The following is a 15,857-nucleotide window of genomic DNA, read 5'->3' as shown; positions in this document are numbered from 1 at the left end:
TCGGACTGTGCGCTACGCGGGGACCGGAGGGGCTTTCTCTAGTGGCACCAGAAGCGTTTGGCCGGTGGCAACAAGTTTTGACTGTTTGTCGGCATTTGCGAAAAGCTCAGCCGTTGCGAAAACCTGCTTTCGTCCACCTTTGATTATCCGGCCCTTCGCAAGAAAGGTGTCCCCCTTGGCGGGCGCCAGACAAGATACCGAAAAATGGGATGCCGTTACCCAATCCATGGTTGTAACGGCAGCGAACCCACAGCTGGTATCGATCAAAGCACCAATCATGCCGGCATGCAGGAAACCGCTATACTGACCAAAATCGCTCCGCCAAGAAAGCTCAAGCTCAACACATCCGGGCTCCGCCGAAGTTACACGTAAGCCGGCCCAGCGATTAAACGGCGCCTCACTATTTATGCTCGTAATTTTGTCGAGTAGCGAGGGATTACTCATAAAATCTCCAATGGTCTCATCAAGCATGATGACCTAAACCAAGCACCTGATAGTGTAAATTTTCTATAGACCAGTCTGTATATAATCTGCAACGAGAAATTATGAAAACGAAACAGAGGCATCGCCAATCAATTCTGGATTCAGCTGTACGCCTTTTCCGACAGCAAGGTTATGCGGCGACGGGGCTTAATGAGATTCTCAATGTGAGCGGCGCCCCTAAGGGGTCTCTGTATTATTATTTCCCCGGCGGTAAGGCCGAAATCGGCCTGGCCGCTGTCGAGTTTGCATCAGACAAAGTCTTAGCTACTCTTTCCTCGTTGGCTGACGAAGGAATTGGCGCGGCAGAAATAGTCAGACGGTACTTCGACATGGTGGGGGAGTGGATGCACCAGTCGGGGTATACGGACGGTTCTCCAATAACGACGATCGTCCTGGAGATGGCTGCGCAAGACGATAAGATCCGCCAAGCGGCGGCGATTGCGTTCGGCAGATGGGCCACAGTTTTGGAACAGGCGGCAATCAAACATGGCTGCGAGCCGTCACAGGCTTCGCGTGCAGCACGTGTGACGATTGCCCTTATTGAAGGGGCGCTTATTCAATGTCGTGTTTATCGGTCTGCTACACCTCTGACCGAAGCGGCCGAGCAGGTCCGCCATCTGTTTTCGCACCCAGCATAATATTGGTCGCATGCAGAAGCCTCCGAGACGGAAGAGGCCTGCCTCTAAGCACCGTTGGCGATCCATACCCTGCGTCATTTTCCGCACACAGCATTATCGCGGCGCGCGCAGCATATCGCCGATGATGGTCTGCAGCTCGCTCAGAGACCCGCACGTCCGCGCCATTGTGCTGAAGCGCCGGTAAGCCGGCATCTCGGAATCGCCTGTCCCCCAGCTGCGTTCGGCTTCCGGGTTGAGCCAGACAACCCGCCGCGACTGCCGCCTTATCCGGTCGAGGATATCAAGCTGTGGGTCGCCATAATTGTTGCGCCCATCGCCCAGGATGATCACCGACGTATGGCGGTCGACCAGATGCATGTAACGTTCGGCGAACGCGGAGAAAGCGTCCCCGTAACTTGTCGAGCCGAACCCCACCTCGCGCAGGATACGCTCTATCGCGACATCAATATCATCGCCGTCCAGCACGCGGCCGACATCTTCGAGACGATCTGAAAAGGCGAAAGCGTGAAGCTGATCAACGACTTCGTTGAGACTGTACATCAACACCAGAAGAAACTGGGCCGCGTTCACCACCGAGCGAGAGACATCACACAGCACAATGAACTTGGGACGGTCCACGCTCTGCTGCTTCCAGGAAAGCTGAAACGGAATGCCTTCATGCGGCATTGCCTGGCGAATGGTCTTGCGCATGTCGAGCTGGCCGCGGCGCGCGCGCTTACGGCGGCGCGAATGCTGAGTTGCCAGCGCCTTGGCCATCTTTCGGACGAGTCTGATAGCGGCCTGACGGTCTTCAGGACGAATAGCGGCAATATCGATGTTTGCCAGCCGTTCTTCCCGCATCTGCTGGGCCGCATTGGAGGCATAGAGGTCAATCTGCCGATCAACGACAGCTTTCACCTTACTAATGACCGCATTGCGCGTAGCCTGCCATTGGGCGAGATCTTCGTCGTTACCCGTATCTACAAGCTGCGCCACGTCGCGGTCCCAGTCAGGCATTCCAAGCTCACGCAGAATACGGCCTACAAGGATATTTCGCTGAAACCCGTATTGGACCTGACGAACACCGACCGTCCGGGCGGCCCTCGCAATCTGCGCATCGACCATCACCGCATCGCCGGTCAGCATGAGCTGAGCAAAGCCACCACCTGACGTGGACGCGGTCTCTCGCGGTTTCGCGGCACGCTCGGTCGGCTCCTCATGATGGCGGAAAAACCGGTCAAAACACTGCTCGAACCTCGCCTCGTCCATCTCTGACTTGGCCAAAGTGACGCAAAGGGCGTCCCTAAGCGTCTCCCGATCGCTATAACCAACTGCTGCAACGGCTTCGTAGGCATCAATGCTTGAAGCAGGCGAGATCGTAAGTCCGGCATGCCTTAGCGCCGCCAGGAATCCAGCCAGCGGACCATCCGCCAGCGGAACCGACTTACCTTCGATCACCGTGTCGCCTTCGCACGCCGCACAAGGTCACCGGCCTGTGCCTCAACCGCGTCAACGTCACTCTCGAACTTCAGCAATACGTTGAGCGTTTCTCGCACGACGTCGACGCCAAGTTCTTCGACATGCAGCATCAAAAGCGACTGCGCCCATTCCACCGTTTCGGATATCGATGGCGGCTTGCGCAGCTTCATGTGGCGAAGCTCCTGCACGAAAGTGACAAGCTCTCCTCTGAGCTGACTGGAGATGTCGGGCAGGCGCTTTTCAACGATCCGGCTCTCAAGCTCCGCAGACGGCAATGGGATACTCAGATGAATGCAACGCCGCTTGAGCGCATCACCAAGCTCACGGATATTGTTCGATGTCAAAAATACGATGGGCGGCGTGCTGGCCTTGATCACCCCGATTTCAGGAAGAGACACCTGATACGCAGACAGCGTTTCCAGCAAAAGCGCTTCGAAAGCCTCATCCGTTTTGTCGACCTCATCGATCAGAAGGACACACCCCTGGTCTGACATCAATGACTGAAGCAAGGGCCGCGGCTGGAGGAAGTCTTCGGAGAAGAACATGTCGCCAATGCCCCGAAGCCGCGCCATCGCATCGTCCATGGTTGACGCACCCTCAAGCAGATCGCCGACACGCTCCTTCAGAAGCTGCGTGTAGAGCAGCTGCTTGGCGTATTTCCATTCATAGAGGACCCGGGATTCATCCAGCCCTTCGTAACACTGCATGCGGATGAGCGGCAGACCGAGCAATTGCGATGTCGACAACGCCAGCTCGGTCTTCCCGACGCCGGCGGCGCCTTCGACAAGGATCGGCTTCTTCAGCCGGAGACTGAGATAGAGCGCGGTCGCAATCCGGCGGGACGCGACATAGCCAAAGCCTTCAAGGCCGGAAACGAGGCCGTCCACCGGCGCGTCCGAGGCCTCCAGGTCTTCCATTTTCATAATCGATCCGGGCTTCACCGGCACCTCCCGAATGCTGCGGCTGCACGATCTAGATCGAGCGGCTCATCAGCTCCTTCATGATTTCCGACGATCCGCCAAAGATCCGCATGACACGCGCGTCACGCCAGATACGCGCAATCAGATACTCGTTCATATATCCGGCACCGCCATGCAGCTGCAGGGATGCGTCGCAAACCTCCCAGAGCAATTCCGTATGGAAGAGTTTGGCTGCTGCGGCTTCGTCGGCGGTCAGCTCTTTCTTTATATGCCGCCCCAAGGCCCAGTCGAGATGCGCCCAGCCCACCTGCAGGCGCGACTTGAGGTCAGCAAGCGTGAACCGCGTATTCTGGAACTCGAACACCTTCTTGCCAAAGGCCGATCTTTCCTTGGTGAAACGCACAGCTTCGTCGAAGGCCCGTTGCGCCATTGCCTGGGAGGAAATTGCGATGCTCAGCCGCTCCTGAGGAAGCTGGCTCACCAGATAGATGAAGCCCCTATTCTCCTCGCCAAGCATGTTGGATGCGGGCACGCGGACATTGTCAAAGAACAGCTCCGACGTGTCGGCCGCGTGCTGCCCAATCTTGTCGAGGTTGCGCCCCCGCTTGAAACCGGGGCGGTCGGACTCGACAAGAAAGAGCGAGATGCCCTTGGCTCCCTGGCTTGGGTCAGTCTTCGCGACCACAACGGCCAGATTACAGGTCTGGCCGGCAGAGATATAGGTCTTGGCGCCGCTGATGATGTAGTCGTCGCCATCGCGAACAGCCGTCGTCCTGATGCTCTGGAGGTCAGAGCCGGCCCCGGGCTCCGTCATCGCGATCGCCAGGATGGTGTCGCCGCTGACACAGCGTGGCAACCATGTCTGCTTCTGCTCTTCAGATCCGTAATGGATCAGATACTCAACGACGACGTCCGACTGGAGCGTCACGAGCACCATCGAGTCGGCATATGAGTTCTCTTCTGCGACCACCGCATTGTAGCGAAAGTCGAGCCCCAGACCGCCATAGGCTTCCGGAACGGTCGGGCAAAGGAAGCCGGCGTCGCCGAGTTTCTTCATGGTCGACGGTTCGACAACCCCGGCCTGCTCCCAACGCTCAAGATTCGGCACGATTTCCTTTGCGTAGAATTTCCGCACGGCATCGCGGAACATCTCGTGTTCTTCATCAAATATCGTGCGTGTACCGGTATCGAGCATGGCCGGCTTCTCCCTGTTCAGACGGCTAGAATTTCATCCTGGCAGATGCGCGTATCCGAAGCGGGCCGGTCGACCACACTTCGGCTGGTGACGCTGCCAGCCGCAGGAGCCGCTCACGCGATTCAATACTCCTGCTGGCCGGTCCCGGCACAAAAGCCCGGCGGGGCGACGATCAGTAGGGACGATCGAGGAACGCCCCGATGATGTTGTTGAACTCATCCGCGCGCTCCCACTGACACCAGTGACCGCACTTGGAGAACACGTGCAGGTCTGCGTTCGGGATCGTCTTCAGAAGGATGAAGGCCGCGTCCAGTGGCAGGACGCGGTCTTCGCGGCCCCACAGGAGTAGCGTCGGGTGAGGAAGCTCATCCAGGCGCTCACGCCACAAATCGTTGCGCGGATTGGCACCCTGCCCGCGCAGTGGCGGGTCCTGCATTGTCTGAGGCGCCATCGCAGTCTTGAGGCGCTCTTCCAGCAGCTCATCGGAAATCTCTGACGGATCGTAGACGAGCAGCTCCACAACCTTGCGAAGCTTTTCCATCGTTGGGCCTTCACCATCATAGAAGGTCAACATGCGGAAAAGACCTTCCGTGGGGAAGGTCGACGTCATCGGAATGCTGCCGCCCGGGCCCATGAGCATCAGCTTGTGGGCGCGGTCAGGGTGATCGAGCGCAAAACGCAGGGAAGTCCCGCCTCCAAGGGAATTGCCGACAAAACTCGCCTTCTCGATGCCTTCGTGGTCCATGATGTCGAGAACCGCCTCAGCCATCGGGTCAAACAGCCCCCCAGATCCTGTGCGCTTGTCAGACTTGCCAAAGCCCGGCAGGTCGATCGTGATCACCCGGCGCCCCTGATCAGCAAGCGGGCCGATATTGCGGCGATAATTGCTGTAGCCATACGCACCGGGGCCGCCACCCTGGATCAGGAAGAGGACTTCGCCCTCTCCTGTGTCGAGATAGTGGACCTTGCCTTTTGGAGCATCGACAAACTTGCTTTCGTATGGTGCGTCAAACATGGCTTACTCTTCTTCCCTTGAATTTTTGATGCTTCATTGTTTGAAACATCTGTTCTATTTGAGCGCCGATCAACCTATTTCTAGCGGCCACGGCGCATTTTTTTCCACGATGTGAGACAGACCGCCAAGTTCGCGCGGCCGAGCATCCGGTATTGCCATACACAGACGCCAACAGAGTTAGTCTGCAGGCTCGATGCGCTCGATAACGCCGACTTTGGCGAAATCCGGTTCGGGGAGTCCGCCCCAATGGTCCGCCGATTCAACGGCCTGAGGAAACATGCGGGGCGGGCGCGCATCGGTTTCGGGGAACTCTTCCATTCCAAAACTGTATTCGAGCGTCATCCCGTCCGGATCGAGAAAGTAGAAGAACATCGATTCTGATTGTGGATGTTTTCCGGGCCCGTAGACAATCGGCACGCCTTCCCGTTTCATCCGAACATTTGCCCGGCCGATATCGTCGATGTCGGTCACCATGAAATTGATGTGGTGTAGCTGCGGTGAAGCCGCCTTTCCGACCCCGAAAGAATGGTGGAGCGGATTTGGAAAGCAGCGCATATGCACGACCGAATCCTCAATTCGGTCGGATGCGCGGAAGTTCATCTCTCCCATAAAGAAATCTTCCGCCGCCTTCAGGTCGGGCCCAGCCAGCACAACATGCCCCAGACGAACGATCTTCGTGTGCGTCGGCTTATAGCCATCTGGGGCTGAGTCCATCGCCGCAAAAAACTCCATAGTGGCGCCGAACACGGGATCGGATATGCGGAAAGCCTCGTGTATCCCGAGCGTCGCAGACTCGGCGTTCGAAACCGGCATGGGATTGAGACCGAGCGCGCTGAAGCGGTCGCGCAGAGCCGCAAGCGCCTTGGCGCTCTCCATTTCCCACCCAATCCGCTTGATACCTGGTTCGCTGCCCTGCACGAGGACGATGTCGTGATGTTTGTCGCTGCAACGGAACATGCGCTGCCCATAGCCACCACCGGTCGGCTCGAGACCGACAACGTTTTCATAAAAGGCGCTGGAGCGAGCCAGATCGCTCACGTTCAAGGCTAGATATCCCAGCCTGCGAAACCTCAATTCTTCGGACATTTTCACTTCTTCCTCCACGCTTGCGACATGAAGCAAGCGACCTGTTATGCATCAGAACTTAGCGCTTTACACCATCAAGCACTCTCTCAAGTCTTATTGGTATTACCATTTAAAAATTCGGTCAAGCGCCCTGAAGGAAGCCAAGAAATGCGCTCCCCATCATTGTTTTTATTAAACTTTACAAGACACTCACTTTAGAAGACTGACGGACAGTCTCTCCTGATGACAGATATTAGGGCCACGCCGGAAGCCTGCTCTCCTCTTGCCCCGACCGCGCTTGTCAACTTAAAACAATTGCACTAGTTCTGCCCAAAGGAAATAAACTGGGACGTTTGCAAACGGGCGACGTCCGCGAATTTCACATGAGGGAGTTTAGGATGGCAAAGCTTGTCAGCACGGAGGTTACAGACGGCATCCTGACGATAACGCTCGACAGAGCTTCTGCCCTCAACATCCTCAACGCCAAGGCCTGTTTCGAACTCTCGGACATCTTCGACCGCTTCGCTGAGGACGACGGGCAGCGGGTCGCCATCATTACCGGGGCCGGGGACAAGGCATTCTGCGCCGGACACGACCTGATTGAAGATTTTTCCGAACCCATGCCCGAAACCGGTTGGGCGGGCCTTTCTCACCGATCTGGCCTAAACAAGCCGCTTATTGCCGCCGTCAACGGCTTCGCTCTTGGCGGCGGATGGGAGCTTGCAATGCTGTGCGACGTTGTCGTCGCCGACCCGCGTGCAAGCTTCGGCCTACCCGAGCCAAAGGTCGGATTTGCAGCCCTCGGCGGCGGCGCAAGACTGCTTCCACACCGCGTCCCCTATCACATCGCAATGGGCATCTTGCTGACCGGCCGTAGCATGTCAGCTGCGGATGCGGCTCGCCTCGGCCTGGTAAATGAGATCTCCGCGCCAGGCAAAGTCCTCGAAACCGCCCGGAAATGGGCAGAGGACATGCTCTCATGCGCGCCGCTCGCCTTGCAAAGGTCCAAGCAGCTCGCGGTCGCTTCTGCAAATCCAGCATCCTTGAGAGCCCCCCTGCAGAAGATGGAAATCGAGCTGACAGACGAGCTTATCAAAAGCCATGACGGGCAGGAGGGCTTGGCGGCCTTTGCGGAAAGGCGCGCGCCCGTCTGGACAGGCCAGTAGGCAGCGGGCCTTCGATATTCCGAGAGCACATTCGGCGGAGCATCCAGAAAGAAAACGCCCATGGACCTCGAACTTCAGGGAAAACGCATCCTGATCACCGGCGGCTCAAAAGGCATCGGGTTCGCGACCGCTAAAAGTTTCGCCCGCGAAGGCGCCAACCTCATTCTGGTGGCACGGTCGGAGAACGAGCTGGAGTTGGCTGGCGACCGCCTGTCCGCCGGCCACGGCATCGGTGTCGAGACGATCTGCGCCGACCTTTCCACCCCCGACGGCGTTGCTACCGTCGCGAGCGCCGTCTCTTCGATCGACGTGCTCGTGAACAATGCCGGCGCCATTCCACCCGGCTCCCTGATGAAAGTGAACGCTGAAGTTTGGCGCCGCGGCTGGGACCTGAAGGTCAATGGCTACATCGATCTGACGCGCGCGCTCTATGAAAAGCTTGCCAAGCCCGGCGGCGTCATCGTCAACATTATCGGCTCGGCCGGAGAAAATCCGAACAAGGATTATATTTGCGGCAGCACCGGCAATGCCGCTCTGATGATGTTCACCCGGGCCTTTGCGCACGATGCCAGGACCGATGGCGTTCGCGTTGTCGGGATCAATCCCGGCCCGGTACTGACGGATCGCTTCCAGATGCTGCTGAAGGCAGAAGCCGAACGCCGCTTCAAAGACCGAGCCCGGTGGGAAGAGCTGATGGGAGACCTGCCATTCGGCCGGGCCGCAGCGCCCCAGGAAATCGCCGATGCGGCGGCGTTTCTGGCGTCAGCCCGCTCGGCTTACACGACGGGCTCCATCGTCACCATTGATGGGGGGCTCTGATGACGGCCCGCCTAAAAATCGGATATATCGGCCTTGGCGATATCGGCGCCCCAATGGCCGAACGAATAGCGGCGGCTGGTTGGCCACTAACGGTCTGGAACCGGACCCGAGACAAGATGCAACCCTTGCTGACCGCTGGCGCTGAGGCGGCCACCTCGCCTTCTGAAATCGCCGAGACGTGCGATGTGATTTTCACCTGCCTCGGCAGCGTTTCCGCCATGCATGAAGTGATGTCGGGCGAGCAGGGGCTCCTTCGCGCGACCCCCAGCAAAGCTCGGCTACTCGTAGACAATTCCACCGTGCCTCCTGTCGATGCCGTGGACATCGCCAACCACCTCGCCGACGCGTCGATCCACTATGTTGATGCCCCCGTCTCTGGAGGCGCAATTGGCGCGCGCGCCGGCACGCTGGCCGTCATGGTCGGAGGTGATCAGCAAGATGTCGCGCTGGCCGAACCAGTTTTGAAGAGCTTTGCAAGCAAGATCACCCATCTCGGCCCGGTCGGGTCCGGCCAAGCCATGAAGGCCTGCAACCAGGTGCTGAATTTCGGCACCATGGCAGCGCTTGCAGAAGCTGTCGCATTGGGCGGACGGTATGGATTGGAACCCGGCATCATCGTGGAAGCGGTCGCCGGCGGCTTCGCGGAATCCAGTGTTTCGCGAGAATTTGGCCGGTCAATAAGCGCAGACGACACAAGCCCTGTTCGAATTCTCGTCGAAACGCTGGATGACTATTATCGGGGCAATCTCCGTAGAGAACTTGCAGGCAATCTCGACATCCTGATGAAGGATCTAGCTATGGCGCTCGACATGGCACGCGAACGCGGTGTCCCGCTACCAGTCATTTCGCATTTCGACGCGGTGTTCAGGATGATCCAGCACCTCGACACCTGATCAATGGCCCGAGCCCTTCGCGGCATTGCGGCCAGCCTCAAGCCCGAAGGTCGCGGAGCTGGAAAGGGACGAGGCGCTGTAATAGCCCGCCCCGTGAAACCCTCCGGCGACCTCGCCTGCCGCATAGAGGCCGTCGATCGGCACACCAAACCAGTCGACAACGGCTAGCTGCCCATCCACGGCAACGCCTCCGTAGGTGGACGTGATCGCGTTGGCGGTGGCGGCGACGTAATAGGGCGGATTATCTATGGGGCGCAGCCCGCGAGTGCGGCCGAACTGTTCGTCTGTCCCGGCAGCCGCGCCATCATTGTATGTCGACACAGTATTTTCGAGCACATCGGGATCGATCTGCATGGCTCCGGCCAGCTCTCTGATCGTCTCTGCCTTCTTGATGTAACCGCCCAGAAGCGCTTCGTGATAGTTGTTGACGCTGGTGTCGCCAAGCGAGGCGGCCATCATCGTCTCGTCGAAAACCTGAAAGGCGACGCCATCTGGCTGCGCCATTCCGATCGAACTCAGCGCCTTGTAGCTCTGCGCTTCGTCAACGAAGCGCTTGCCATACTTGTTGACCATGATCGCGGCATCCTGGAACGCGAAAATGAGGGGCGGAATTTCGTCTGCCTTGGCGGTGGCGCCAGGATAGTTGCGGATGGCGCCCCCGAAGGATCCTGCGACATAGCCAAGGTCGGCCTGCCCTGCCCCAAGATCGCAAGCCATGATCAGACCATCTCCGGTATTGGCAACTCCGCCGTGCTTTACCCCGAACTCAAGCTCGGGCGCGAAGACGCCAAGCAACTCGGCACTTCTGGAGAAACCACCGGTGGCAAGGACAATGCCTCGTCTCGCCCGAATTTCGGTCTCGCGATCCCCGAACATGACGATGCAGGCGTCCACACGACCGGTCTCGGGATTGCGTATCAGACGAGCCCCCGCAGACTTGCTGAAGAAGTCGATGCCAGGATGCGCCTGAACCTTCATGTGGAGCTGTGTGACAGCACGCCCCGTTCCGGTGAGGTGCACCCGCGCCATTTCAGGCGGCGGGGACGGCAAAAGCTCGAAGCCAATGCCTTGCGATCTTAGAAACCTGTAAGCGCCTTCCTGCCTTGAGAGAAAAAGCTCCAACATCTCTCTATTATTCTTGTTCTTTCCGGTTTTCAGGAGCGCATTCCGGAAGTCCTCTATCGAGTCGCTGATGCCTGCAGCTTTCTGCTCGTCCGTTCCACAAAAGGCGAAGGCCCCGCCGGCAATCGCCGAACTGCCCCCGGGCTGTGAGGATTTTTCGAGCAGGAGCACCCGTGCACCAGCTTCTGCAGCGGCCAAAGCCGCGCAATGTCCCGCGATCCCGGCGCCGAGGATGAGAACATCGGTTTCGGTTGGCAAATCGCCGGTTTCTCTGAGCATTCGGGCCTCCCTGAAGGTCTCATCACCGGGTCTCTTGCCGGCTTGTTTGACCGTATGGTCTTGGCCGGCTCCCACAATGCCATAATCGATCAACCGGATTTCACTTTTCCTGAAAGCTGCGTCCTTGTTTCTGTGAGTTCCTCTGCGCCGTCTCGCCGATAGCGTTTGGGCAACAGATTTCCAAGGTGAACCGCATGAGCCAAGCAGAGCCACAATTTGATGTCATCATTGCCGGGGCTGGCCCGGTCGGTCTGACACTGGCCATCGATCTCGGACGCCGTGGCGTCAAAACCCTCATCGTCGAGCGCGACCCGACCACAGGCCCATGGCCTAAAATGGACCGGTCTAATTCCCGTACGATGGAGTTTTATCGTCGCATGGGAATCGCCGATGAGGTCCGTGCCCTCGGTTATCCGGCCGATGCGCCGATGGACATCTATGTGGTGAACACGCTCTCCGAAGCGCCCCTGCTGAAGCAGCACTACCCTTCCGTCGGCGAGATGCGGGAGCGTATCGAGAAAGCGAGAGATCACTCCCAGCCGCTCGAGCCCTACCAGCTTGTCTCACAAAACCGGCTCGAACCGCTGCTGAAATCGGTCGCCGAAAAGACGCCGAACGTCACCGTTCGATATGGGTGCGAACTGACGGCGCTGGAGCAGGATGAAAACGGAGTGACCGTCACGCTGCACCCTTCCGGCTGCCAACCTGAAGAGGTTCGCTGCAGCTATCTTGCCGGATGCGATGGCGGCGGCAGCACGGTTCGCAAGGCGCTTGGCATCAAGCTCGAAGGCCAGGGCAGCCTGCGCAAGATGAAGCAGATCTGCTTTCGCTCAGAAACGCTCTATGACCGCATTCCGATGGGCAAAGGCCGGCACTACTACTTCACCGATCCGGAAGGCTCGGCGATGATTGTGCAGGGCGATCGCAAGGAATTCACACTCAACTCGGACATTCCCGACGATACCGATCTGGATGCCTGGATCCGGAAGAAAATGGGACCGGACATCGAGTTCGACTACGAAATCCTCAATGTCAGCAACTGGACGCTTCACCTCCTGCTCGCCGAAAAATACGGCAAGGGACGGGTGTTTCTTGCGGGCGACGCCATCCACCTCGTGATTCCGACCGGCGGCCTTGGCATGAATTCAGGCGTCGGCGATGCGCTTGACCTCTCCTGGAAACTCGCTGGCACCGTACAGGGCTGGGGCGGTCCGGGCCTTCTGGAAAGCTACGAGACCGAGCGCCGGCCTGTCGGGCAGAAGAATGTCGAAGCCTCAGGCTGGGCGGCGCAGGGACTCGGCCTCTGGCGGACCCATCTCACCGAAGCTGTCAGCCAGGATAGTGAAGAGGGGCGGACGGAACAGCACCAGGCCGCCAAGCTTGCCAACCGTCATCACCGGCGCGTGCACGAAATGGTCGGCGCCGAGCAGAACTATACCTATGCTGGCTCGCCCCTGATCGCGTCTGAACCGGGAGCCATCGATACCTGGGACACGGTCCGGTACCTGCCAACGACGGAACCGGGCGCGCGCATCCCGCATATCTGGCTCGAGGACGGTACAGCCATGCAGGATATCCTGGGCATGGATTACACCTTCGTGGACCTGACGGGGGCAGTTGATGCGTCCCCGGTCCAATCCGCTTTCAAGGCGATCGGAGCGCCTCTGGATATCGTCAGCCGCGCAGAAGAACATGTTCGCATGACCTATGGCTGCCGCTACGTGCTCGTGCGGCCTGACCTCCATATCGTCTGGACCGGCAATTCCCTGCCGTCTGCCCCGGACGCGCTCGCAAGGCTGGCAACCGGTCATTAAAGGCCCGGTGTCTCGTCTGCTCGTCACGGCTTGGGGTTTACCGGCCCTTGGGCTGGAGGGCGTACTGATCAATCGAACTGCGAGGTATGGTGTAGCCATCTTCGCTCAGAATATCCTCGAGGGAGTCCTCAACAATTTCGGCGGTGAGGCCGTCGCGTGTGACGCCGGGCGCTGTCGCCGTGAATATTCGCGCGACGCGGCCGCCTGCAACGCTGAGCACTTCGCCGTTCAGCCTGCAGCGGCGGTGAGACAGATAGACCACGACCGGTGAAACAGCCTGCGGGGTCAGCCGCGAGGTATCCAGCTCCGGATGCTTGTCAAAATAGGCCTGCGCCAGCGGCGTCTCCGCGACCGGACAGATCGTGTTCACCTTGATGTCGAGATCGCGATTGTCGAGGTAAGTCGCCTTGGAAAGGCCAAGCACTGCTGCCTTCGCGACGACATAAGGCGCAGTATCTGGAGCTCCGAACGCACCAACAGCCGAAGCGGTATTGATGATGCGTCCGTAGCCGGCTTTCCGCATAGGGCGCAACGCAGCGCGGCTGGTCCAGAACATGCCGAACAGATGAACATTCAGGACACTCGCCAACTGTTCTGTTTCGACATCCTGCACCTTTCCTCCAATGCCATTCCCGGCATTGTTGACGAGGATGTCGATGCGGCCCCATTTGCTCAACGTGGCCTCGACCGAGGCTTTAGCTCCTAACTCCACACCGACGCTGGCGGTTATGGCATCAGCAACCAGCCCTTCAGATCTCAATTGAGCCGCCGCGTCCTCAGCCGACAGTTTTCCGCCATCGGCGGTGGCAATGTCGTTCAGCATAACCCGGGCACCGCGCTCAGCCAGCGCACGGGCATGGCTAAGTCCGAGGCCGCTCGCAGCCCCGGTGACTAATGCAACCTCTCCATTGAAGTGCAGAGGAGACTCTGGCGAACGGGGGGCCTCAGACATGGTCGACCGCGACCTGCCCGGCGATCTCCCGGCCAAAGGCTGACTTCTCGGCCCTTGCGTTCCTTCGCCCCTTATTCGTCATCATGCGGCGCTCACCAGTTCAAGACCGCCAGCGACGCGGATGCATTCACCTGTGACGTAGCCCGCCAGATCACTGACAAGGAATTCCACGACGCCGGTGATATCGCTGGCCTGGCCGAGGCGCCTCAGCGGGATCTTCGCTTCCTGTCCGCCGGTCGCGAGCTTCCGCGCAGCCGCCTGGCTTGCAACCCGCGGCGTCGCGACAAGGCCAGGGGCGACGCAATTGACGCGCACGCCATCCGGGCCAAGCTCCACTGCAAGCGATCGTGTGTATTTTTCGATGGCCGCCTTCGAGGCAGAGTACATTGCAAAACGAGCCCCGGCATCGTCAGCGCTCACACCGACCGTGGAGGTGTTCACGATCGCCCCACCCTGTTTGCGGAGGGCTGGCGCGCACGCCTGGCACATATTCACGGCAGTCTCGAAATTGACGGAAAAGAGCTTGCGCCTGTCCTCCTCACTGGAGGATGACGCGGAACTGTTCTCGATGGGTGTGATCGCTCCGCCCGCATTGTTGACGAGAATATCAATGCGACCGAAATGCTGCTCGATCTTTTTGACAGCGTCAAAGGCGGCAGCCCGATCCGATAGATCCGCTTCAATCGCGATACAGTCCCGCCCGAGCTCAAGGATCTCATCGCGAACCGTCGCAGCAGAGAGCGTTTCGCCGTAGCGGGCGGCCACGTTCAAGTCGATATCGAGAATGGCAACATTCGCTCCGAGCTTAGCAAGTCTGAGAGCGTGGGAACGCCCCATGCCGCCTGCACCACCGGTGACGATGGCGAGTTTTCCTTCGAGTGAATTGACCATGGCGACCTCGCTAACTTAGAACAGTTATTCTAAGTGCGCTTGATTGCCATTCGAGTCATATTCTGCGCAAGTCAGGCTTCAGTTTTCTGGAAAGGCCAGGATGCGGTATAATCTGCCTCCCCTAAATGCGCTGAAGGCTTTCGAAGCGACTGGTCGCACAGGAAGTCTTAGCGCTGCTGCCCGCGAGTTGCGCGTGTCGGTTGGCGCCGTAAGTCGGCATGTCGCGATTTTGGAGTCCTATTTCAACTGCGAACTTTTCGAACGCCGCCATGACGGCGTTCATCTTACCCAGTGGGGCAAGCCGCTCCACGCCTCTGTAGCGACAGCTTTCGAGACGATGGACGCCGCCTGCCGGGACGTGGATTCAGGCACCTCCCGCCCGATCCGCCTGCGGACATTCACCAGCATGGCCACCGACTGGCTCACCCCGAGGATGGGAGACTTTCGCAAATCCCGTCCAGACCTGCCGATCCAGTTGAAGCAGGCTTTCAGCGACATCAGTTTCGCACTCGAGCCGCTCGACGCTGCCGTTTCAACACAGACCATCCTGGAGAGCGGAATCCGCCAGGTTGAGCTGTTTCCCACAGTTTTCACACCGGTTGTCGCTGCAGACCTCAAGACCGATTCAAGCGACAGCCTCCTCACCGGTCGTAACGCCCTCCCCCTTCTTTTCACCCGGCGAGAAATACCCTTCTGGGAAAAGCTGTACGACGCAATGGGACTCGGGACCCCAGCGTTCGAACGCGGTCTGGAATTCGACAGTCTCAGCCTGACTTATCAGGCCGCGCGGCGCGGCGCCGGAGTCGCACTCGGTCTCTTGTTCTTTGTTGCAGACGACCTCGCATCAGGCTCGCTCGTCCCCGTCTCGAACACCTGTCTGGATGTTGAATTGCCGCAATACCTCTACATTCGCTCAGGACGGAAAAAACATCCCGGCACCCAGGCTTTTACGGAGTGGATCCAGAGCGAGGCCAAGAAAACCAATGATGCGCTGAACGCTCTGTTCGGCACGGTCCTCACGCCCCCGGTCAAGACAATCGTCAGCCACTAATATCTGCGGCTCATGCCGGTCAGACAGCAACGATCGACCAATGACGCGTCGAAGCGCCCTTGCAATGCCCGCCATCAAATGTAAAACATTTGTTTT

At 58.8% G+C, this 15,857-nt stretch carries 15 protein-coding genes; 6 read left to right on the top strand and 9 right to left on the bottom strand.

Annotation, left to right across the window (positions count from 1 at the left end):
- Positions 1-12: 12 nt before the first annotated feature.
- The gene (locus tag ABNU55_RS00905; protein ID WP_348764184.1) at positions 13-471 is read right to left on the bottom strand and encodes a PaaI family thioesterase; all 459 of its coding nucleotides are present in this window, start codon (positions 469-471) and stop codon (positions 13-15) included.
- Positions 472-545: 74 nt separating this feature from the next.
- On the opposite strand from ABNU55_RS00905, the gene ABNU55_RS00900 reads away from it, so the two are divergent.
- On the top strand, positions 546-1,121 hold the full coding sequence (locus tag ABNU55_RS00900) for a TetR/AcrR family transcriptional regulator (RefSeq protein ID WP_348764183.1): 576 nt from the start codon (positions 546-548) through the stop codon (positions 1,119-1,121).
- Positions 1,122-1,214: 93 nt separating this feature from the next.
- Here ABNU55_RS00900 and ABNU55_RS00895 read toward each other — a convergent pair whose 3' ends face one another.
- From ABNU55_RS00895 to ABNU55_RS00875, 5 genes are all read right to left on the bottom strand, one after another.
- On the bottom strand, positions 1,215-2,558 hold the full coding sequence (locus ABNU55_RS00895) for a VWA domain-containing protein (RefSeq protein ID WP_290759146.1): 1,344 nt from the start codon (positions 2,556-2,558) through the stop codon (positions 1,215-1,217).
- Positions 2,555-3,502 carry a MoxR family ATPase gene (locus ABNU55_RS00890; RefSeq protein WP_290759143.1) on the bottom strand — a complete coding sequence of 316 codons (948 nt, stop codon included), beginning with the start codon at positions 3,500-3,502 and terminating at the stop codon, positions 2,555-2,557. The genes ABNU55_RS00895 and ABNU55_RS00890 overlap by 4 nt, the downstream gene beginning before the upstream one ends.
- Before the next feature lie 49 nt (positions 3,503-3,551).
- Positions 3,552-4,694: an acyl-CoA dehydrogenase family protein gene (locus ABNU55_RS00885; protein WP_348764182.1), complete on the bottom strand. Its 1,143-nt coding sequence runs from the start codon at positions 4,692-4,694 to the stop codon at positions 3,552-3,554.
- Between the two features lie 172 nt (positions 4,695-4,866).
- On the bottom strand, positions 4,867-5,709 hold the full coding sequence (locus tag ABNU55_RS00880; protein ID WP_290759138.1) for an alpha/beta fold hydrolase: 843 nt from the start codon (positions 5,707-5,709) through the stop codon (positions 4,867-4,869).
- A 177-nt stretch (positions 5,710-5,886) separates the two neighbouring features.
- Positions 5,887-6,795, bottom strand: a complete 909-nt coding sequence (locus tag ABNU55_RS00875; protein ID WP_290759135.1) for a VOC family protein — start codon at positions 6,793-6,795, stop codon at positions 5,887-5,889.
- 377 nt (positions 6,796-7,172) lie between these two features.
- On the opposite strand from ABNU55_RS00875, the gene ABNU55_RS00870 reads away from it, so the two are divergent.
- Genes ABNU55_RS00870 through ABNU55_RS00860 form a run of 3 tightly spaced genes read left to right on the top strand, consistent with a single transcriptional unit; the run spans position 7,173 to position 9,652 of the window.
- Complete coding sequence (locus ABNU55_RS00870) at positions 7,173-7,940, top strand: enoyl-CoA hydratase-related protein (RefSeq protein ID WP_290759133.1); 768 nt, start codon at positions 7,173-7,175, stop codon at positions 7,938-7,940.
- A gap of 60 nt (positions 7,941-8,000) precedes the next feature.
- On the top strand, positions 8,001-8,759 hold the full coding sequence (locus tag ABNU55_RS00865; protein ID WP_290759131.1) for a short-chain dehydrogenase/reductase: 759 nt from the start codon (positions 8,001-8,003) through the stop codon (positions 8,757-8,759).
- On the top strand, positions 8,759-9,652 hold the full coding sequence (locus ABNU55_RS00860) for an NAD(P)-dependent oxidoreductase (RefSeq protein ID WP_290759129.1): 894 nt from the start codon (positions 8,759-8,761) through the stop codon (positions 9,650-9,652). The genes ABNU55_RS00865 and ABNU55_RS00860 overlap by 1 nt, the downstream gene beginning before the upstream one ends.
- On the opposite strand, the gene ABNU55_RS00855 is transcribed toward ABNU55_RS00860, so the two are convergent.
- Entirely contained in the window at positions 9,653-11,053 is a 1,401-nt protein-coding gene (locus tag ABNU55_RS00855; RefSeq protein WP_290759127.1) for an FAD-dependent oxidoreductase, read from the bottom strand.
- Between the two features lie 194 nt (positions 11,054-11,247).
- Here ABNU55_RS00855 and ABNU55_RS00850 point away from each other — a divergent pair, with 194 nt between their 5' ends.
- Positions 11,248-12,867 (top strand): FAD-dependent monooxygenase, encoded by a 1,620-nt coding sequence (locus ABNU55_RS00850; RefSeq protein WP_348764181.1) that lies wholly within the window; start codon positions 11,248-11,250, stop codon positions 12,865-12,867.
- Between the two features lie 37 nt (positions 12,868-12,904).
- Here ABNU55_RS00850 and ABNU55_RS00845 read toward each other — a convergent pair whose 3' ends face one another.
- Both ABNU55_RS00845 and ABNU55_RS00840 read right to left on the bottom strand, forming a co-directional pair.
- A complete protein-coding gene (locus ABNU55_RS00845; protein WP_290759121.1) occupies positions 12,905-13,819 on the bottom strand; it encodes an SDR family NAD(P)-dependent oxidoreductase in 915 nt (304 codons plus the stop codon).
- Between the two features lie 81 nt (positions 13,820-13,900).
- Positions 13,901-14,710: an SDR family NAD(P)-dependent oxidoreductase gene (locus ABNU55_RS00840; RefSeq protein WP_290759119.1), complete on the bottom strand. Its 810-nt coding sequence runs from the start codon at positions 14,708-14,710 to the stop codon at positions 13,901-13,903.
- 100 nt (positions 14,711-14,810) lie between these two features.
- Here ABNU55_RS00840 and ABNU55_RS00835 point away from each other — a divergent pair, with 100 nt between their 5' ends.
- Complete coding sequence (locus tag ABNU55_RS00835) at positions 14,811-15,761, top strand: LysR substrate-binding domain-containing protein (RefSeq protein ID WP_290759117.1); 951 nt, start codon at positions 14,811-14,813, stop codon at positions 15,759-15,761.
- Positions 15,762-15,857: the final 96 nt, after the last annotated feature.

This window comes from uncultured Henriciella sp., assembly GCF_964005855.1.
Classification (GTDB): Bacteria; Pseudomonadota; Alphaproteobacteria; order Caulobacterales; family Hyphomonadaceae; genus Henriciella.
The sequence above is the reverse complement of the archived record's forward strand: the minus strand, read 5'-3'. Positions and strand labels throughout refer to the sequence as shown.